The following is an 18,654-nucleotide window of genomic DNA, read 5'->3' as shown; positions in this document are numbered from 1 at the left end:
ATCAGCAAACCCGGGCCGCCGGTCCATGACGATCTCGTGCAGCGCAACTTCGCCGCTGATGCACCAAATCATTTGTGGCTCGGTGATATTACTGAACATTGGACCGGCGAAGGCAAGCTGTATCTGTGTGCGGTCAAGGACGTTTTCTCCAACCGGATCATCGGTTACTCGATCGATTCGCGGATGAAGTCCCAACTCGCGGTCACCGCGGTGAACAATGCCGTTGCCCGCCGCGGCGACGTGTCCGGTTGCATTCTGCACACCGACCGCGGAAGTCAGTTTCGCTCAAGGAGATTCGTCCACACGCTCAACCGTCACCGCATGGTCGGGTCCATGGGGCGTGTGGGTTCCGCCGGTGGCAACGCCGCCATGGAAAGCTTCTTCAGCCTGCTGCAACGCAACGTGTTGAACCGGCAGCGCTGGGACACCCGCGAGCAACTGCGGATCGCGATCGTCACCTGGATCGAACGCACCTACCACCGCCGACGCCGACAGGCCCGACTCGGCCGGTTGACCCCCATCGAATTCGAAACCATCATGTCCCCAGCAGTCCGACAGGCTGCATGACCACTGTCACCAGATCCTGCAGCAGCCCCAACGTCGTCTACGTCCGCATGCTCAACGACCAGCTACACCGTGAATTGGCAGGCCCGGGAGGGCAATCGGGAACGACTACTGACTCCAGCGCGACCGGGCTTCAACCCGCACCCAATCCTTCGGACAAGCCACATCCCGGACCCACCTCCAAGGCTAACCCCGCACCCACATCCAGGTCTTGACATAAAGGGGAGCCAGAATAGTGCGTTTCTGCAACGGAACTGGCTGCGCTGGGCGCCAGGGATTCATGACTTGGCGATGTTCGAACAGTCCGCTGGTTGTCGGCAATCGATCGTTTTCCGACAACCGTGAGACCCATTCGTTCAACCACGATGGCTGTTAGCTGTTGAGGCAGTCCCTCCCGAACAGCGCCTTCAACTCGCCCATCAGGGCAGGCGACGGGGTGACGTGGAAACGGGGGGCGATGGCGAGTAGCCGAGGCCCCTTCGCACCGAGCAGCTTGATCCGGACTTCGGTGTGCCCTGGATGACTTTGCAGGGTCTTGCGAAGGACGCGCACGTTCTCCGGTGTGCATGCGTGCACGGGAAACGTTACTACCACCGGCTTGTCCGATGACGCGCCAGCAAGATCGGGAACGGTAACCTGATCCCCCAATACCGACATTCGGTTGTCGCGAATGCTGACATGGGCAGTGACCAGCACGATGGCGTCCTCGACCAGGGCGGCGGCCGCGGGGGCGTACGCGGCAGGAAAGAACAGAACCTCGGTGCTGGCGTCGAGATCCTCCAATCGCAGGATCGCCCAGGGCTCTCCCTTCTTGGTCACTCGGCGATCGACAGCGGCGACGATACCGCCCAGGACGACCTTGGCCCCGTGCGGTACGCGTGCCTCCGCGAGTGCCGCAACGGAGGTGTCGGCTCGCGTGGCGAGCACGTTCGCGATCTTGTCGAGCGGATGCCCGGAGACATAGAGCCCCAGCATTTCTCGTTCGAGGCTCAGAAGCTGTCGGCTGTCCCATTCTTGGTCGGGTACAGGGATCTCGAAGATATCGGCTGAAGTGTCGGCTTCGGTGTCGTCGGTGGAGAACAAGTCGAATTGGCCTCGCGCCGCGGCTTTCTTGGTCGTCATCACGGCATCTATGGCCTCGCTGTGAACCATGTACAGTCCCTGCCGGGGATGAGCGAGTGAGTCGAACGCGCCTGCCTTGATCAATGATTCGACGACCTTCTTTGTGCAGGCTGTGGTGTCGACCTTCGCGAGGTAGTCGGAGAAGCTGGTGAACGCTCCGTGTCGTTCTCGCGCATCCACGATCGACTCGACCACCGGTTCACCCACATTGCGGACGGCGCCGAGACCGAAGCGGATATCGTCTCCCACGCAGGAGAAGGTGGCAACGGAGTGATTGACATCGGGCGGCATCACTCGGATTCCGCGTTTGCGGCAGTCGGCCAGATAGATCGCCGACTTGTCCTTGTCGTCCCCCACCGAAGTCAGCAGGGCGGCCATGAACTCGGCGGGGTAGTTCGCCTTCAGGTAGGCGGTCCAGTACATGACCAGGCTGTAGCCTGCGGCGTGGGACTTGTTGTAGGCGTAGCCCGCGAAAGGGAGGACAGCTTCCCACAACGCGGTGATCGCGCCGTCGCCGTAGTTGTTGTCCAGCATCCCTTTTCGGAAGTTCTCGAATTCCAGGGCCAGTACTTCCGGCTTCTTCTTGCCCATCGCCCGCCGCAGGAGATCGGCCTGCCCGAGCGAGTAGCCGGCCACTCGTTGCGCCAGCTGCATGATCTGTTCCTGATAAACGATCAGTGCGTAGGTTTCGGCCAGGATTTCTTGCAGAGGCTCTTCGAGTTCGGGGTGGATCGGTGTGATCGCTTCACGCCCGTTCTTGCGATCGGCGTATGCCCAGTGCGCACCGACGCCCATGGGGCCTGGGCGATACAGGGCGTTGGAGGCCACCAGGTCGTTGAACTCGGTGGGTGCCATCCGCAGCAACAGTTCCCGCATGCCGGCCGAATCCATCTGGAACACACCGAGATTGTCGCCGCGCGCCAGCATCGCATACGTGCTCTCATCGTCGAGTGCGAGAGTGTCCAGATCGATCTCGATGCCCCGGTTGGCCCGGATATTGTCGAGGCAGTCCCCGATCACGGTCAGGGTGCGCAAGCCTAGGAAGTCCATCTTGAGCAAACCGATGGACTCGCACGAGGGGTAATCCCAGCCGGTGATGATCGCCCCGTCCTGCGGCCGTTTCCACAACGGAACCGCTTCCAACAGCGGCTCGCTGGACAGGATTACCGCGCACGCATGCACACCGGCACCGCGCACCATGCCTTCCAGCCCCACCGCAGTGTCGTAGATCCGCCGCACATTCGGGTCGGTGTCGATGAGCGCGCGCACCTCGGCAGCTTCACCGTAGCGTTCGTGGGCCGGGTCGGTGATACCCGACACCGGAATGTCCTTGGCGGCTACTGCGGGTGGGAGCGCCTTGGTAATACGGTCGGCGATCGCAAAACCGGGCTGGCCGAAATGCACCCGGGCGGCGTCCTTGATCGCGGCCTTGGTTTTGATAGTGCCGAAGGTGATGACCTGGGCAACCTTGTCCGCACCCCACCGATCGGTAGCGTAGCGGATCATCTCGCCCCGGCGGCGGTCGTCGAAGTCGATATCGATATCGGGTGCCGAGGGGCGCTCGGGATTGAGGAACCGCTCGAACAGCAGCCCGTGTTCGATCGGATCGATGTTGGTGATCGCCAGCGCGTAGGCCACCAGCGATCCCGCGGCCGAACCCCGGCCCGGCCCAACCCGGATCCCCACCCGGCGGGCATGCGCGATCAAATCGCCGACTACCAGGAAATATGCCGGAAATCCCTTGTCGCGGATGATATCCAGCTCGAATCGCGCACGCGTGAGATAGGACTCGGGGACACCGGCAGGGAAGCGCCAGCGCAACCCCGCGTCCACCTCCCGGCGCAGCCAGCTGTCCTCGGTGTGTCCCTCAGGTACCGGGAACACCGGCATCCGATCGCGGAACTCCCAGATGTCGTCGTAAGGCTCGATGCGTTCGGCCACAGCCAGCGTGGCATCGCAGGCACCAGGCACCTCGTCGTCCCAGAGTGCCCGCATTTCGGCGGCCGATTTCAGGTAGTAGCCGTCGCCGTCGAATCGGAATCGCGCAGGGTCGGAGAGCGTTTTGCCGGTCTGGACACACAGCATGGCTTCGTGCGCGGACGCCTGCTCACGCAGCACGTAGTGGCAATCGTTGGTGGCCAGCGGGGTGATGCCGACCCTCTCTCCGACAGTCAGCAGATCCTCGCGAACCCTACGTTCGATAGTCAGCCCGTGATCCATGACCTCGAGGAAGAAGTTCTCCACACCGAAGACTTCCCGCCAGCGCCCGGCCGCCTCGTAGGCGGCATCGAATTGACCCAGCCGCAAACGGGTCTGCACCTCACCAGAGGGGCATCCTGTGGTCGCGATAATGCCTTCGGCGTATGCGGCGATCAGCTCGGCGTCCATGCGCGGCCACTTGCCCAACTGTCCCTCGAACGACGCCAACGAGGACAACCGAAACAGATTCCGCAGGCCGACAGCGTTTCTCGCGAACATGGTCATGTGCAGATACGCGCCCGAGCCAGAGACATCGTCGGCCTTCTGCGACGGATCACCCCAGAACACGCGCTTGCCGGAAAACCGTGACTCCGGGGCCACATAAGCCTCGATTCCGATGATCGGCTTGACCGCCGATCCCCGGGACCGGCGGAAGAACTCCGCCGCCCCATACATGTTGCCGTGATCGGACATCCCCACCGCCGGCATACCCAGCCGCTCGGCCTCGGCGAACAGCGGGCCCGTCTTGGCCAAGCCGTCGAGCATCGAATACTCGGTGTGGTTGTGCAGATGGACGAAAGACGCACGCGTCATCGGATCACCTATGCCTAGAACCGGAAGCGACACGTCCTGTCAGATATCCAAATAGTTGTGCCGCTACTGCTTTGCGGCACACTATGACCGCATGAGACATCGGCAGTCGAACAAACAACACGCCAGAAACCACAACCAATGGTTGTCCTCGGGGCAGCGATGACCGATCTCGATCTCGCAGCCGTCCGAGCCTTTGTAGCCGCCGCCGATCACCAACAGTTCAGCCTCGCCGCCGATCTACTCGGGATCAGCCAACAGGCAATCTCCAAACGCATCGCGAAGCTCGAAAACCAGCTGGGCACAACACTGTTCGACCGCCACCGGACCGGAATCACACCGACCCCGGCCGGCGACAGGCTGCTGCCCCACGCCCGATCGCTCCTGGCGATCGCGGACACCGCGGTCGCGGCCGCCCGCGACAATCCCGGACCACTACGAGTCGCCATCCTCGGCGAACGTCAGGCCGCGATGCAGTCCATGCGCTTCTACCTCGACCGCAACCCCGGCATCGAGACCGAAATCGTGCTCTCGAACGTCTTCACTACATCCCGCGATGCGCTACTGAGCGGTCGCGCGGACGCCGCGTTCGCTCGAGCTCATGGCGGACCCCGCCCCCTACCGGACCACATCGATGCCGCCCCAGCCTATTTGGAGCCACTCCACCTGCTCGTCGGCCGAGACCATCCACTATCCGGGCGCTCCAGCGTTACCCTCACCGAGCTGCGCGACCACACAGTCTGGGTGCCCGGCGCCGCGCTGCCCTCCGAATGGTCCGACTACTACCGCGACCTCAGCACCCACACCGGCATCACCATCGACACCACCAAACGCGCCGACATATTCGATGACCCGGAGCCCACACCCGCCCCGGCCTCCATCAAGCGTCTCTTCGATCGCATCGCCTCTTCATCCGCACTGTCCACCTTCAGTGGCGACGGCTTCATCGCCCCCTGGCACCCCCACATCCGCCGTGTGCCCATTGTCGACCCCACCCCCGCCTACCCCCACGCCCTGCTGTGGGACACGACCAACACCCACCCCGATCTGCCCCATCTGATCGAACACATCCGCGCCGACTACAACCTCGACACCGCAACCGAATGCTGGATACCCGACGCAGACCGCGCACTCTTCCTGCATACGCCGAGACCTGTGCCGAGAAAGATCCACTGAACATGACTTCGAGCATCAGTGAGGACGACTTCGAAAGCTGACAACTGAAGTCGACTTCGGACACGCCCTCCGTGAAGTTCCCCGGGTTTCCGGACACCGATCGTGAGGCGGGAAACTCGCCTCCGGAAGGAGCCCACATGCCTCCAGCACATCCCCGTGAGTTCCGTGAGCGCGCGATCGACTTGGCCCGCGCCGGTGACCGCCCGATCGGACAGATCGCCCAGAGCCTGGGCATCTCCGAATCCTGCCTACGCAACTGGGTCAAGCGCGCCGACGTCGACGACGGTGTCCGTGAGGGCCGACCAGCGCCGAACACAGCGAGTTGGTCGAGCTACGCCGCAAGGCGCGACGGCTGGAACTCGAAAACGAGGTACTACGCAAGGCCGCAGCGTATTTCGCGCGGGAGAACGTCCTCCCAAATGTGTTCCCGGTGGTCACCAGGCGCTCGCGCGAGAGCGATGGGGTACGAGGCATCGCGAGTCAGCCGGCTCTCCTCGCGGAACTCCGGTGCTTAGCAACGAATCGAGCGAGGGTCCCGTCCGCCCGCGGAAACTCAACTTCGACGAAACCCGGGAAGTGGTCATCCTCCCAGCGAACCGCCGCTGCCCTCAGATACGTCATCGTGCGTCCTGCTCGTCGGGGCTGAAATCGTATTCGTCGACATCGAGGCTGGTCGCGGTCGAAGACAGAAACTCGATTACGGATACCGGCAGATGCCATCCCAGCGGGCGGGGCCATTCACGTACCCCATCGATCGGAGTGCCGGCCGGGGCGTAGTGCACCCCGTCGGGATCGTGGAAGTACCGCACGACCTGCAACCGTGACTCGATTTCGGGATCGCTTGCCATCGAGGTCAATTGGGCGCGACCCGGTGCGAGTCTGGCGATCAGGCGCTCGATCTGCTCGTCGACCGCGCCGTCGACACTGTCGCTGATCCTCCAGGAATGAAGGCCACGGGCGCGACCCCGCACACCCACGCTGCCCTTGACCTCGATCTGATCCGGTTCGACTCCCAAGCGAATTGTCAGATCGGCCGCGGACACGACAGGGCTGGCCAATTCGAAGTACGAGTACTGCCGGATCTTCACCACAGGGGCGATTCCATCACGGCAACGCCATTGGAGACCAACTGGTTTCGAGTGGTTCGGGCCGCCGCCACCGCGGTGCTCGAATCAGTGGCCGCGACCGACTCGGCCTTGTCCGATGTGGGGCAGCCATTCTGGCATCGAAGGTTCACTGAAGTGTCATTTCCAGGCCGCTCAGAGTCGGGGAGTTAGGACCTGTGACCACGCACTGTGTATGGTCCGGCTAGTTGGAAGGCAAGACATGGGGGATCGACGGTGACATCCACACAGCCGAAACGGTATTCACAGGTCACGGTGGCTGTCACTGTTGCCAGTGTCGGTGTGTTCGTCGCCGGAGTGATCAGGTTGGTGACCACCGGCAATATGAACGACAAGTTCGCGAACGTAGCCAATGCCTTGGCGTTCTTCGGCGTCGCGGTCGTGGTCCTGCTCTCGCTACGGCAGGACGCGCCCACACCGGCCGCCGCGCGGGAGCCTTTGACGATGCGCAGGAAAGTCGGCGTACTCATGCTGCTCGGCCTGTTCCTGTTCGGTCTCTACATCGTCTGGTGGACAACATTCTTGGAGAATGTGCCAGGTCAGGCTCTTCTCGATACCTTCGTCTTCGGCGTAACGCTTTCCAGTGGTTGGACTCGAAAACGGCAGTGACTCGGTCAGTATGCGGCCAATGATGGTTCGGTCCAGAGCAGGTCGCCGTGGTTCGAAGCACCTTGTTCACGCCGCTCGTGTAAAGGTGGTCGGGATCATGATCGTGAGGAGTTTCCGTGCCACTGATCTCGGCCGCGATGTGCCCGCATCCGACGATGTTGATTCCGGATGTGGCGGGTAAGGCTTCCGGTGAGTGGGACAAGTTACGTTCCGCGTGTACGGAATCGATACGGCAGCTGAGGATCCCGGTCTACAACCCATCCGGCGGATCCATCACACCGGCAGGAGACGAGCCAGACCTGGTCGTGATCGTCGGCGGCGACCACAAGACAACAACATTCGACCCGTCCGGCGCGTACGGAAGTCTGTTGGCACACGGCATCTGCTGGGAGTACGGATGGGAAGGCGCCGGCGAGGCACAGCCGCTTCCCCTATCGCTCACACTCGGCTATTGGCTGATGCTCACCGGCAAGGGCAACGGCATGATGACCGCCGACGTCGCGTTCCAAGCGATCGCCATCGACGCGTCACCGCCGGAATGCATGAGGCTCGGAAAAGAGCTGGCGGGGCGGGCGGAGAAAGTTGCCATGCTGGTCATGGGCGAAGGGTCGACCTGCATGACCGCTGCCGAGCGCAGGCGCGATCCCAACCGTGCTCGACGGTATGACGCCGAGGTGACACGAGCACTGGCACATGCCGATTCGGAGGCACTCGCCCGCCTCGATCCGAGGGGCTTCCGGATGACGGCCACCGGACGAGCAGCCTGGCAGGTATTGGCGGGGGCAGCGATCGGTCACCGCTTCCAGGGTCGGTTGCACAGCAGTCCGACTCGGCGCGATCAGTATTTCGTCGCGAGCTGGAATCGACACCCCGAGATCCCGGGACGTTGATCCCTCATGCTCCGCCGCTCAGCACAGAACACAGCAAGTTGGTGTGAGTCGGTCAGCGCGCGGGGTCTCGAATTGTCCTCTGGCGTAAGAAGAAATGAGGCGGCCGATTGTCGGTAGCACCTGCCACCATGCACGCTATGACGACTTCCGACCCCCTGGCCCCATTCCGGTGGCTGCACGGCGGTGATTGCCGGCTGGGCGAGATCTTCACCGTGGCCTTCTTCCGTGGGCTCGACCCGTCGGAAGTGGTGCGCCGCTTCAGCCGCGGCGCGGACCACGGCAAGGAATCGGGCTTCGATGGGCTCATGGAGCAGGCCAGCGACTTCTGCATCGAAACCGGCGGAGGATCCGGGGGAGGCACCGTAGGTGTCTTGCGGGTCGGTGAGTGGAGCGTGGCCATCGAGCCGATCGGATGGATGGCCACGCTCCACGATGTCCTGGCCGAATTGTCGCGTGATTGCGAGGTGCTGGCTATCACTCGGCACGATTACGCCGAGGACAGCTTCGCGTACGCGATCGACGGCACGATCGTCACGGGCTACCACCCATTGGACTGCCCCCACCTTCGATACGGCTCCGATCCCGATCGGCTCGAAGGGTTCATGCGGGAACTGGGCATGAAGCTGGACATGCGGGAGGACGACGGTGATCTCGGCGACGAGTACGACTGGGACGAGAGTGATTGGGACACCGATTACTTCGATGCGCTGCCGAGAGCCTTCGCCTTGGCCGCGGAGCTCACCCACGTGCGGTTCGTCCCGGAACTCCTCGATCACGCGATGGTCGTCGGACCCGTCGCGTATAGGTGATCGACCGGCCACCCGAATCGCTGCACCAGCTCGCTGAACTATCCGCTCAACCAGGCAGCTCGCTCATCGGCTGGTGCTTGCACTCGCCGGCCGAAGCGCGGCCGGTTCCGTACGCCCAGGGCGCGGCAGGCCAGTGTGTTCGCCTGGTCGGACAGTGGATGTGACAAGATCAACCGCCACGCCGGGGGGACCGGCGCGAATTTCTACGGGGTGAGTATGCGCACGGTGATGAGTCGGCTCGTGGTCTCGCTGATGCTGATCGGAGTGTGTGCGGGCGGATCCGGCTGCGGCAGAGACGACTCGGACGACGGCTACACCGGGTTCGTCTCCCTGCCCACCTGCGCCGAGATCGAACCCGCATTGACTGCCACCCTGCGCGACGTGGTTGGCGACGAGCTGTATCGCGCCTCCAGGCACCTGATTACGACGCGCACCGATGTCGAGAGCATGTATGTGCGTGGTGTCGGATGCCGGATCGTGTTCGAAGACCCGATGCCGCGCGGGTCCCTGGTTCCGGCCGCTGGTCCGCTCTCGCGCACCATCGATATCAGCGTCTCCATCGACCGGCCCATTCGCACGATCAGCACCACCATGAAACCGGGAGTGCCCGCCTCGGAAGTGGACACGACCACACCACTTCCAGGTGTGGGCGATGAGGCGCTGACCTGGGTCGGGGGCGCGTTCCTGGATGCGGATCGAGCCGGAGCGGTCGCCAAGATCGACAACCTGCAAATCGATGTCGGCATGTCCGGAATGGATTGGACAGGCGGAGACAAGGTTCCGGTGAACCACTCGCGCTACCTACAGGCCGATCTGCGGTCGAGCGCGCAATCGCTGATCACCGTACTGGCCGCCGAAGTGCCGAAAGCCCTGCCCCGCAGCACCTTCGACTGGACGCTCCCGCCGCTGCCCACGCCCCTTCCGGTCCCGGCGGCCGATGCGCCGATCACCGTGTGGGATCCCTGCACCCTCGCGGATGAGGTATTCGCCGCCGCCGGCCTCGACCCAGCCGCCAAACAGCCAGGGGGCTTCAGCGTGCTGGAATCACACAAGAGCTGCATGTGGAGCCAAGACGGCTACCTGTTCACCATCAGCGCCGGTCAACGTGGTTTTCTGCGCGCCTACTACTATCCAGGTTTCCACGAGACCTTCACCCCGATCACGGTGAACGGGCGCCGCTCGATGAGCCTGCCGCAGGTGACCTCCCCCGAACACAGCTGCAACCTGGTCTTCGACACTCCGTTCGGGGAACGTAACGCGGCTCCGGTGGGAGCGGTGGAGATGGAGGTGAGTAGCTGGGAACGCAGTTACACGACCCGAGAGCAGTTGTGCGACATCCTCTTCCGGATCGCGCGACCGCTGGCACCTCATCTACCGCCCGAACGTGCACTCACCTAGGGCGATGCTTGTCTGCAGGTGTGCGACAAGGGATTACGCGGTGGCGTACCCGGGCCGAACCCGGCTATGGTGCGCAGCATGACCGAAGATCAACTTATTGAGAAGCGCCGCAACCTGTACCTGAGCGGCGTCGGTGCGCTGGCCGCGCTCGTCGTGTTCTGGACGCTGTTCTGGGCGTTGGGCGTCGAGCCCAGTCCCATCACTGCGGGCGTGTTGGGGGCTTGCCTGCTGGGCGCGGCGAAGTTCTTCGGCAGCGCTGTCCGGATCAAGACGAACACCAACCAGGATTCCTGATGCCGCATCCCGTCCCTGTGACGCGTCGCGGTGGGACCACGGTCCCGATTCCTGACGAATGGGATCGTTGTGCGAAATGTGCTGCGCTGCATTCGGTCTGAAGCCGCGGCAACCCGCGACCTGTCAAGCCTCGGAACGGCCTTGTCGCGGCAGTGGTGTTCAGCAGTGCATAGTGGCACCGAAGGTTTGGTGTCGGCGTACCGGCATTACCGGTTTGTGGTCGGCTGGATGAAGATGTCGTCGAAAGGCCCGGATGCCGGCCGACTGTGTCCCTCCTCGCCGAACCATTCCCATCGAAACAGGCGTGTTTGCAGTGGTTTCGGGATGCGGCGCAGCGCACGTGCGATCGTGGCGAAGCGGCTGGGGCCGTCGAGGACTGTTCGGTGCTCGGCCAGCGCGCGCAGGCGGAGCTCCGTGAAGGGCCCGACATCGATGCGGTGAGTGATGTCGCTGCGAGCGGTATAACCCTGACGGACGGCGCTCGCGTCATAACCGAGCCATTGTGCAGGGATCGTCAACTGTCGCAGCAGCTCTCGCGGTAGCGTCGCATCCAGCACTCGCGCAACACCGGCCAGATCGGCGGCCTTGGCGCCAACTTCATGTACCCGGACATGATCGCGGTGGCCGTATCCGCCGTTGCGGTCATAGCTGAGCAGGATTTCCGGCTGCTCTTCGGTCAGAATCGATGCCAGCCTTTCGGCGGCCTCTCCGATACCGGCGCGGGCGAATCGGGTTCGTCCCGGTGGATCCGGATACAGGATCGGCCCGTGTCCGCTGTCGGCATACCCGAGGTGTTCGACCCTGGCGACACCGAGAATGCCGGCGCTGGCACGCAATTCGCGCAATCGAGGTGCGACCGCGCCGTCGAACGGCCCTGGATGCCCGTCGCAGGCGACCACGATCACCGCCCGGTGACCGGCGTGAGCCAGTTTCGCCAGCGTGCCGCCGGTCAGGATGATCTCGTCGTCCGGGTGCGCGTGAAAGGCCACAACTGTTGCCACGGTCCCAGTATGACCGCAGTGAACTCACGAACATCGGCAGACCGGTGCGTTCGCCAGCGGGTGCCATGGCCGTCCCGAACTCGCTGGTCGCGGCAGTTGCGGACGTTCCATCGGCCGCAGTTCGGCGCGGCCGGTTGATCATCCGCCACGGCCCGCCGACTGGCTCGAGCAACGCGACATGCGGCTGGATGCGAGTCGGAGCCGAGTAAGTGGCATGGTCAGCCCGTGCCGTGAGTCGGGCTCAGCCGGGGTGAAATCGGTTCCGCCTGTCGGCCCACCATGCGAACCGGTCGCGATAGCCCCAGTCGAACACGGCCAGGGCTTCTCGTCCTGGCTGTGGCAGCTCACCGTCGGTGTCGTAGATGTTGAGCTCGAAATCCTGCAACGGACCAGAGGGACCGACGAGAGTCATCGACTGACAGATCGTGTCGTACAACCCTTCCCAGATGCGCGCAATGCGGTCGGTGATCTGGGTGTTCCTCAACGTACCGAGCGCACACTGCGCCGCGAACAGCGGTGCCACCTCATCGAACTCGGGCTCGGCGGCAAATGTTCCGACGAGTGCCCGTTCGTCCTCACCGGTGATGGTGATTCGCGCGAGAACCGTTGTCTGCCGCCGCAGCTCCCACACGGCACCAAGTTGTCGATCCACGGTTCGAGTGTAGGTACGTTTCGATCAACCGGAATTCGGCATTACCGCGCACCCGGAAGCGCTGTCTGCCAACCCGTTTGGACGGCCGACCAACGCCCGGGTCGCGGCATTTCAGCACGTCCTGGCACGTGCCCCAAGAACGAACGCAAACCCCGACCGCTCCGGGCCGGGGTTTGCACGATCGTTCGCTTCGGAACCTTCAGCCGGGGAAGTCGGACTCTTTGGCGGGGGAGCAATCGACGCCAAGTTCCCCTACCACACCTTGCAGTTTGACGAGAACCTCGTCGCTGAGCAGAGTTCCGCTGTTATCTGACGCTGCGTTTATAAGGCTGTCGCAGCAAACAAGTCGCGCGCCCCTTCGTTGCGCCTCCGCGACAGCGTCGCTGTAGCCTGTGCCCGGCGGCACTGGTACGACGGAAAGTGTGAGCCTCCCGTACGACTCACCCGATGCATAGCCTAAAACAGTCATGATGCTCACCTATTCGTCCGAAAGTCCGTGATACGAGACCGATCAGAGTGCGGACCAAGGGTAGACGTCGAGTCCTGCCCGCACGATCATTGTCGGCAAAGTCCCGGCGACAGCAGTCGATTGACCCAACTAACGCACCAGTCTCGGCAGAGCAGTGCGTTCGGCGGGCCGCCGTCCGGCCGGCCAGAACAGCCTTGTAAGCGGCATTTGAGGGCGTTGCACGTCAACGGCCCCGCCTGCTCGGGGGTCGAGGCGGGGCCGTGCGAGTCAATTCACTCGATAAGCGGTAGCGCACCGGATGGTTGCTGAATCACTAAACTCCTCCGACGTGGACGGTGGTGACGCCCTCACCGACGACAATGTCGGGCCCAATCGTGTTGCGGAAACCGAAGGTTTCCGGGCCCAGTTCGCAAGCGACGATTCGGTACCGCCGTTGGGGGCCCTCGAAGACCGTAGCGCGTCCATCATCGAGAGTGACCTTGGATGTACCGCTGAACTGGCCGCTACGAACCTCCGCTGTCGCCGCGAAGATGCTCCGGAAGCTATCGACCCCAGAGCTGCCAGAACGCGGCTCATTCAGCCGAACATCGAATCGGTAGGTCTTCCCATCTTCGGTTGCCGGGGCGGTCCCTTCGACGCCGCAGAATTGAAGCGCGCCGGTTTCCCACCGCGGCCAGAAGAGCTCTACCGACCAGCCGTTTTGGACGGGATCTGTTCTCCAACTTGAAGTCATGAGCGTCTCCTCGCGAGATCGGGGCGGGACCTTCGAGCGAACTCCACAAATAGATCCCCAAAAGCGTAGATCAGCAGCCGACCGGGTTGAGGCTGATCAACGCTCATCGGCATGTGCGGATGGTTGAGATGTCATGTGGCTGAGGCCATGTAGGCCGCGAGGATGTAGTTCGGGTGGCGGTCCAAGTTGGTGCGAGCGCGGTCGTAGCGCATGGTGGTGCGCGGGTCGGCGTGGCGGGCGGCGATCTGGACATCGCGCAGGTCCACGCCGGCGTCGAGCATGGTGGTGACGAAGGTGTGGCGCAGCATGTGCGGGTGTAACTTCGGCAGCCGCACCACCGAGTGCTCGGCCAGGCGTCGCAAGCGGCGGGTCGCGCAGTGCCGGTCCATGCGCCGGCCCCGGAGGTTGAGCAGGATCGGCCCGCGGACCCGGTTCTCCACGGCGCGGTCGACGACGCGACCGACCGCGGGCGGCAGCGGCACGAGCGCGATCTTCGTGCCTTTGCCGACAGTGCGCAGCACGCGGTGGCCGTGTTCCTCACCGATATCGTCGATGTCGCAGCGGCACGCCTCGCTGATCCGCAATCCGAGCAGCCCCAGCATGGCCACCAGAGCGAAGTCCGGTGAGTTGCCCGAGTCCCGGGCCGCGCACAGCAGGGCTTCGAACTGCAGATGCGAAAGCCCGAGTGTCGGTGACTCGTTCGACACCCGGGATGTCCCTCCCGACCGCGTCGGTTTCGTCTCGATCCGAAATGTCTGCTGCGGCTATCCATTTGCCGCGTGTTCGAGGTCGGCCTGTGATTGGCCGCGTTCGCCTGGTGACGGCGAGAATGCTCATCGAGCGAAGAAAGCGGTCGCTGTGGTGTTGAAGGTGGGGGCGGCTTCCCAGTGCGCCCAGTGGCCTACGCCGCGAGCCAGGTAGAGGTCGCAGTCGGGAAGGATGGCAGCCAGGCGGTGTGCGCGGGCCGCGGGGAGGACTTTGTCCCGCAGTCCCCAGAAGGCCAAGGTTTTTGCCGCGATGGTCGCGAGGCGTTGGTCCCTGGTCAGGTCGAGGGCCCTCACAGCGGAGAGGCTGCGGGGCGGTCGCAGTGGCGGGTGCGCCAGCAGTTGCGGGGCGACGCTGGCTCGGTACCGTTCGTCGATGAGTTCAGGGGTTACGCGGGTGGCCTCACCGATGAGATAGCGGCGGATGAGGTTGTCCATTCTCTCCGGGCTCGGCCCGCGGCCGCGATAGTTGCCGAGTAGTTCGCGCAGGCCGGTGGTGGGCAGGGTGCGTGAGGTGTCGATGCCCGCGGGTGCGATCACCAGCAGCCGATCGAGGAGCGTGGGGTGCTCCATGGCCAGGCGCAGGGCGACCGCACCGCCGAAGGAATGCCCGGCCAGGTGTGGCCGCTGCAGACCCAAAGCTTGGATCAGGTCGGCGACGGCAGTGGCTGCGTCGCCGAAAGGGTCATGGCGGTCAAGGTCTTTGGAAGACTCGCCGAAGCCGGGCAGGTCCGGAACGATCAGGTGGAATCGGTGGGCGAGCGCGTCGATGTTGCGGGCGAAGGCGGAGCGGCCGGTCGTGCCGGGTCCACCCCCGTGCAGCAACACTACCGGCGGGCCGTCGCCGTAGTGGGTGACCGACATCGACCTGCTACCGAATTCGACGGTGGACGATCGTGCGGCGGGTGCGAAGGTCATAGTCAATCCTCGGCGGCGGCAGCGGTTTTCGCGGTGAGCCCGACGCGAAGAGCGTGTGCGATCTCCTCGGTGGCGGCCCGGAAGCGCCCGCCGAAGCCGACGCCGTTGGCGAATCCGTGGATCAGGTCGGGGTGCAGGCGCAATCGGACCGGCACCCCGGCGTCTTCGAGTGCGCGGGCGTAGGCTGCGCCGTCGTCGCGCAGCGGGTCGAAGCCGTTGATCACGATGTATGCGGGCGGGAGTCCGGCCAGGTCCGGCGCGGTCAGGGGTGAGGCGTCTGGGTGGGCGTAGTTTCCTGCGGGCAGATAATGCTTCGCGAAATCGTCGAGATAGGCCTGGGTGAGCAGATAGCCCTCGGCGAACAGTTGGTGTGACGGGCGGGTGGAAGCGAAGTCGAGCAGCGGGTAGAGCAGAAGTTGCATGGCCGGTACCCAGCCACGGTCGCGCATATGACGGGCAGCCACTGCCGCCAGGTTGGCGCCGGAGCTGTCGCCGCCGACCGCGATCCGTTCGGGGTCGGATCCCAGTGATCGGGAATTTTCGCGGGCCCACCACAGGGCGGTGACAGCGTCATCGACAGCCGCTGGGAAGCAGTGTTCGGGCGCGAGACGGTAATCGACCGACAGCACCCCTACCCGCGCCGCATGGGCGAGGTATCGGCAGATGACATCGACGCACTCGCGGCCGCCCAGGACGTGGCCGCCACCGTGGAAGTACACCAACAATGGCGCCTTGGACGTAGTGGAGCCGGCGGAGCGATACAGCGACGCGGGTAGGGTGCCCGCGACCATCAACTCCCGGGTGTGCACGCCCCGGGTCGGGGTGCCGCGCATGAGACGTGCGCCGAGGGCGAAATCACGGCGGGAGTCGGCGACCGTGTCATGATCGAACCGCAGGCCCAGCAGCCGGGAAAGTCGCAGATACACCCGAATCTCGGCAGCCGGGCCGCCCTCTGCGGGCTCTCGCCCCGCAAGCACCGTGAGCATCCATCGGGGCAGCGAGAACAGTGCCCGGCCAGCCAGTTCGAGCAGCCGAGCCGGAACCAGGTCGACGATCCTCATCGCGACTGGCCCGAGCTGTCCGCGGACGCGGCCTCGGCGTCGACACGGCGTGGCAGAGATTCCAGGAACGGCAGCACCAGAGCGAGGAATTCCTCTGGCGCGCTGGCGAATACGACGTGTCCGGTGGCCAGGGTATGGAAGGCGGCGTGCGGTATCCGCCTGGCCACTGCGCGGCCGTAGGGGAGCGGCGCAACGACATCGCGCGCACCCCAGACCAGCAGGGTGGGCGTAGTCAATTCCGCAGCGCGGGAACTCAAGTCAGCGGGCGGTGTCGCGAAGCTTCGCCACAGCGCCGAGGCCACGGCCGTACCGTGCGCCGAGGCCGCCCGCGCGGCCGTCCGATCGGCGATCGCGCGGTCGTCGGCATGCTGGGCTCGCATGTACACCCGGATCAGGCGCGGCAGCAGCAGTCGCGTCACCGCGGGCGCGCCCATGAACCGGAAGTACCCGCGCAGCAACGGGTTCAGCGGCGCGAATCCACCGGTATTGACCAGCACGAGCCCGGCCACCCGATCCGGCCGGGTGATGGCGAGCCGGGCGGCGGCATATCCACCCACCGAATTGCCCACCAGTACAGCCGGTTCCAGAGCGAGGCTGTCGACGATGTCGTCGAGAACATCGGCCAGCAGCGGCGCGGTAACCTCGGCCGGGCTGTCGGAATGGCCGTGGCCCGGCCAGTCGATGGCGATGACACGATGCCCACGCGCCAGCGGCTCGATGACGGCATCGAAATCGTGGCTGTCGTGGAGGTTGGCGTGCAACAACAGGATGGGCCGGCCGCGACCGGTGTCACGGTAGGAGACGCGTCCGCTGCGGGTGATGATCGAATGGTGCATGACGATCCTCTTCCGAATCTCATTGACCAACTGGTCGGTCAGTGAAAACTGTACACCCGAAGGCTGAAGGAGTCTCGATGTCGGCCCAACACGCTCCCGGCACGCAGCGTGCCGCTGCCGCCGCCCGCACGCGGGACATGCTGATAGACACAGGTTTTCACCTTGCGGAGACCACGCCGCTGAAGAAGTTGAGCGCCAACGTCGTCGTGGCCGCGGCGGGGGTCTCCAAAGGCACCTTCTTCCACCATTTCCCCACCCGCGCCGACTATCTCGTCGCTCTCCACGACAGTTTCCACGACCTGCTGGAAAGGGAAATTCTGACCGCGGTCGCCGCCATGGCGCCCGCGGCGGACCGCCTGATCACCGGCTCCCACACCTATCTCGATGTATGCCTGCGCAATCGGGGCGTGCGGGCGTTGCTCGCCGAGGCTCGCGCAGAACCGGATGTGGCGGCATCGGTCCAAGCGCGATCGGAGCGCACTGCCGAGTTGTGTGTTACTGATTTCCGGGTACTGGGGGCTACGCACCCGCGTGAAAGCGCCCGGCTGTGGGTGCGGTTGGTCGCCGAAGTCGCTCTACAGGAGGTGACGGCAGGCGGACCCGACCCGAGCCTGCGCGCTGCGCTCGGTGAATTCGTGCGCAGGCCCTAGACGATACGCAGCCGATCGAAAGCTATTGTGCTGCTTCGCTTCACCATCACCCGGCAATCGACCACCCGCCCGCCGGTATAGATACCCGAACGCTGGCATCCCCTTGGCCATCGAACCGGGGTGGGCTAGAGCCTGACGATCGCACCGGGGAGGGCTGAGTGGAACGCACAGTATTGCCGAGTTGCGTGCACGCTAGGTGTCATTGTCTTCCCATTGCTGGTAGAGGGGATTCACAAAATCGAGGTTCACGGATCTGGAGAGCTGGGACAGGTAGAGGACCACATTCGCGAACTCCCAGCCGATCTGAGGGCGGCCCGGCGCGCCGCCGCGGCGCACCGGCTGCCCCAGGTCAGCGATCAATCGTTCTGCCAACGACCCGTATTGCACAGACACCTCGGCCGGCGTCGGTGGATGTGTGGGTAGGGGGTAGTCGGCGACATAGGTGGAGAAGTTCTCGATCTCGTGGCCCGCAGCGGCCAATTGCGGTGCGACTCCGCTATCGGTGAAGGCCGTTGATACGCGGCGTCGGACGTTTAGATCAGTCGACATGATCAGCCCTAAGTCGCCGCGGTCATCCACTCGCCACCCGACCGTTCCGCAGAAACGCGCGACGTCCGAGGTCGTCCACGTCCAATCGAATTTCGCAGCCGCGCACGCAATCCGCGCTGCGCCGTCGAGGTCTGCTTCCACTACCGAGACACCTCACCAAGCTCATCCCACCGACGGCGGGTCGCCCGCCGACGACCCACGATATCCACGGATGGCCTCGTCCGCGAACATCGTGAAATGCCGCG

18 protein-coding genes are annotated in these 18,654 nt (G+C 64.3%); 9 read left to right on the top strand and 9 right to left on the bottom strand.

All coding sequences use genetic code 11. The features are described from left to right. Window positions 1–567 (top strand): IS3 family transposase (locus NY1_RS41340; RefSeq protein ID WP_067723508.1); only part of this gene is annotated, 567 nt, incomplete at its 5' end. A gap of 369 nt (window positions 568–936) precedes the next feature. Here NY1_RS41340 and dnaE read toward each other — a convergent pair. Next, window positions 937–4,479, bottom strand: a complete 3,543-nt coding sequence (gene dnaE, locus NY1_RS41335) for a DNA polymerase III subunit alpha (protein WP_067723506.1) — start codon at window positions 4,477–4,479, stop codon at window positions 937–939. 159 nt (window positions 4,480–4,638) lie between these two features. On the opposite strand from dnaE, the gene NY1_RS41330 reads away from it, so the two are divergent. Then, entirely contained in the window at window positions 4,639–5,652 is a 1,014-nt protein-coding gene (locus tag NY1_RS41330) for a LysR family transcriptional regulator (protein WP_067723505.1), read from the top strand. A gap of 137 nt (window positions 5,653–5,789) precedes the next feature. After that, a complete protein-coding gene (locus NY1_RS45515; protein ID WP_157762849.1) occupies window positions 5,790–6,167 on the top strand; it encodes a transposase in 378 nt (125 codons plus the stop codon). A gap of 102 nt (window positions 6,168–6,269) precedes the next feature. Here the strand turns inward: NY1_RS45515 and NY1_RS41325 are convergent, their stop codons facing one another. Then, window positions 6,270–6,743, bottom strand: coding sequence for a DUF4279 domain-containing protein (locus tag NY1_RS41325; protein WP_169815490.1), 474 nt, complete (start codon window positions 6,741–6,743; stop codon window positions 6,270–6,272). A 249-nt stretch (window positions 6,744–6,992) separates the two neighbouring features. On the opposite strand from NY1_RS41325, the gene NY1_RS41320 reads away from it, so the two are divergent. The 5 genes from NY1_RS41320 (at window position 6,993) to NY1_RS41300 (ending at window position 10,776) form a co-directional block, all read left to right on the top strand. Then, a complete protein-coding gene (locus NY1_RS41320) occupies window positions 6,993–7,385 on the top strand; it encodes a hypothetical protein (protein WP_157762848.1) in 393 nt (130 codons plus the stop codon). 116 nt (window positions 7,386–7,501) lie between these two features. Then, on the top strand, window positions 7,502–8,275 hold the full coding sequence (locus NY1_RS41315) for a class III extradiol ring-cleavage dioxygenase family protein (protein ID WP_174567267.1): 774 nt from the start codon (window positions 7,502–7,504) through the stop codon (window positions 8,273–8,275). Window positions 8,276–8,412: 137 nt separating this feature from the next. Further along, the gene (locus tag NY1_RS41310) at window positions 8,413–9,084 is read left to right on the top strand and encodes a DUF6461 domain-containing protein (RefSeq protein ID WP_067723499.1); all 672 of its coding nucleotides are present in this window, start codon (window positions 8,413–8,415) and stop codon (window positions 9,082–9,084) included. A gap of 228 nt (window positions 9,085–9,312) precedes the next feature. Further along, window positions 9,313–10,482, top strand: a complete 1,170-nt coding sequence (locus NY1_RS41305) for a DUF3558 family protein (RefSeq protein ID WP_169815489.1) — start codon at window positions 9,313–9,315, stop codon at window positions 10,480–10,482. A 78-nt stretch (window positions 10,483–10,560) separates the two neighbouring features. Then, the gene (locus tag NY1_RS41300) at window positions 10,561–10,776 is read left to right on the top strand and encodes a hypothetical protein (protein ID WP_157762846.1); all 216 of its coding nucleotides are present in this window, start codon (window positions 10,561–10,563) and stop codon (window positions 10,774–10,776) included. Between the two features lie 206 nt (window positions 10,777–10,982). On the opposite strand, the gene NY1_RS41295 is transcribed toward NY1_RS41300, so the two are convergent. From NY1_RS41295 to NY1_RS41270, 6 genes are all read right to left on the bottom strand, one after another. Beyond that, complete coding sequence (locus NY1_RS41295; protein WP_067723493.1) at window positions 10,983–11,777, bottom strand: PIG-L deacetylase family protein; 795 nt, start codon at window positions 11,775–11,777, stop codon at window positions 10,983–10,985. 241 nt (window positions 11,778–12,018) lie between these two features. After that, window positions 12,019–12,429, bottom strand: coding sequence for a hypothetical protein (locus NY1_RS41290; RefSeq protein WP_157762845.1), 411 nt, complete (start codon window positions 12,427–12,429; stop codon window positions 12,019–12,021). Window positions 12,430–13,762: 1,333 nt separating this feature from the next. Continuing rightward, the gene (locus NY1_RS41285; protein ID WP_218028580.1) at window positions 13,763–14,338 is read right to left on the bottom strand and encodes a tyrosine-type recombinase/integrase; all 576 of its coding nucleotides are present in this window, start codon (window positions 14,336–14,338) and stop codon (window positions 13,763–13,765) included. A 126-nt stretch (window positions 14,339–14,464) separates the two neighbouring features. Further along, window positions 14,465–15,313 (bottom strand): alpha/beta fold hydrolase, encoded by an 849-nt coding sequence (locus tag NY1_RS41280; RefSeq protein WP_067723490.1) that lies wholly within the window; start codon window positions 15,311–15,313, stop codon window positions 14,465–14,467. Between the two features lie 2 nt (window positions 15,314–15,315). Next, window positions 15,316–16,374, bottom strand: coding sequence for an alpha/beta hydrolase (locus tag NY1_RS41275; RefSeq protein WP_067723488.1), 1,059 nt, complete (start codon window positions 16,372–16,374; stop codon window positions 15,316–15,318). Continuing rightward, entirely contained in the window at window positions 16,371–17,210 is an 840-nt protein-coding gene (locus NY1_RS41270) for an alpha/beta fold hydrolase (protein ID WP_067723486.1), read from the bottom strand. The genes NY1_RS41275 and NY1_RS41270 overlap by 4 nt, the downstream gene beginning before the upstream one ends. A gap of 77 nt (window positions 17,211–17,287) precedes the next feature. On the opposite strand from NY1_RS41270, the gene NY1_RS41265 reads away from it, so the two are divergent. Continuing rightward, window positions 17,288–17,860, top strand: a complete 573-nt coding sequence (locus NY1_RS41265; RefSeq protein ID WP_067723484.1) for a TetR/AcrR family transcriptional regulator — start codon at window positions 17,288–17,290, stop codon at window positions 17,858–17,860. Between the two features lie 192 nt (window positions 17,861–18,052). On the opposite strand, the gene NY1_RS43545 is transcribed toward NY1_RS41265, so the two are convergent. After that, complete coding sequence (locus NY1_RS43545; RefSeq protein ID WP_157762844.1) at window positions 18,053–18,550, bottom strand: DUF6301 family protein; 498 nt, start codon at window positions 18,548–18,550, stop codon at window positions 18,053–18,055. Window positions 18,551–18,654 lie beyond the last annotated feature (104 nt).

This window comes from Nocardia yamanashiensis NBRC 100130 (assembly GCF_001613325.1).
Lineage (GTDB): Bacteria > Actinomycetota > Actinomycetes > Mycobacteriales > Mycobacteriaceae > Nocardia > Nocardia yamanashiensis.
The sequence above is the reverse complement of the archived record's forward strand: the minus strand, read 5'-3'. Positions and strand labels throughout refer to the sequence as shown.

Coding starts and splice junctions, on each gene's coding strand:
- dnaE (WP_067723506.1), bottom strand. CDS start 4,479: ATGACGCGTGCGTCTTTCGTCCATCTGCACAACCACACCGAGTATTCG.
- NY1_RS41330 (WP_067723505.1), top strand. CDS start 4,639: ATGACCGATCTCGATCTCGCAGCCGTCCGAGCCTTTGTAGCCGCCGCC.
- NY1_RS45515 (WP_157762849.1), top strand. CDS start 5,790: ATGCCTCCAGCACATCCCCGTGAGTTCCGTGAGCGCGCGATCGACTTG.
- NY1_RS41310 (WP_067723499.1), top strand. CDS start 8,413: ATGACGACTTCCGACCCCCTGGCCCCATTCCGGTGGCTGCACGGCGGT.
- NY1_RS41305 (WP_169815489.1), top strand. CDS start 9,313: ATGAGTCGGCTCGTGGTCTCGCTGATGCTGATCGGAGTGTGTGCGGGC.
- NY1_RS41300 (WP_157762846.1), top strand. CDS start 10,561: ATGACCGAAGATCAACTTATTGAGAAGCGCCGCAACCTGTACCTGAGC.
- NY1_RS41280 (WP_067723490.1), bottom strand. CDS start 15,313: ATGACCTTCGCACCCGCCGCACGATCGTCCACCGTCGAATTCGGTAGC.
- NY1_RS41275 (WP_067723488.1), bottom strand. CDS start 16,374: ATGAGGATCGTCGACCTGGTTCCGGCTCGGCTGCTCGAACTGGCTGGC.
- NY1_RS41270 (WP_067723486.1), bottom strand. CDS start 17,210: ATGCACCATTCGATCATCACCCGCAGCGGACGCGTCTCCTACCGTGAC.
- NY1_RS41265 (WP_067723484.1), top strand. CDS start 17,288: ATGTCGGCCCAACACGCTCCCGGCACGCAGCGTGCCGCTGCCGCCGCC.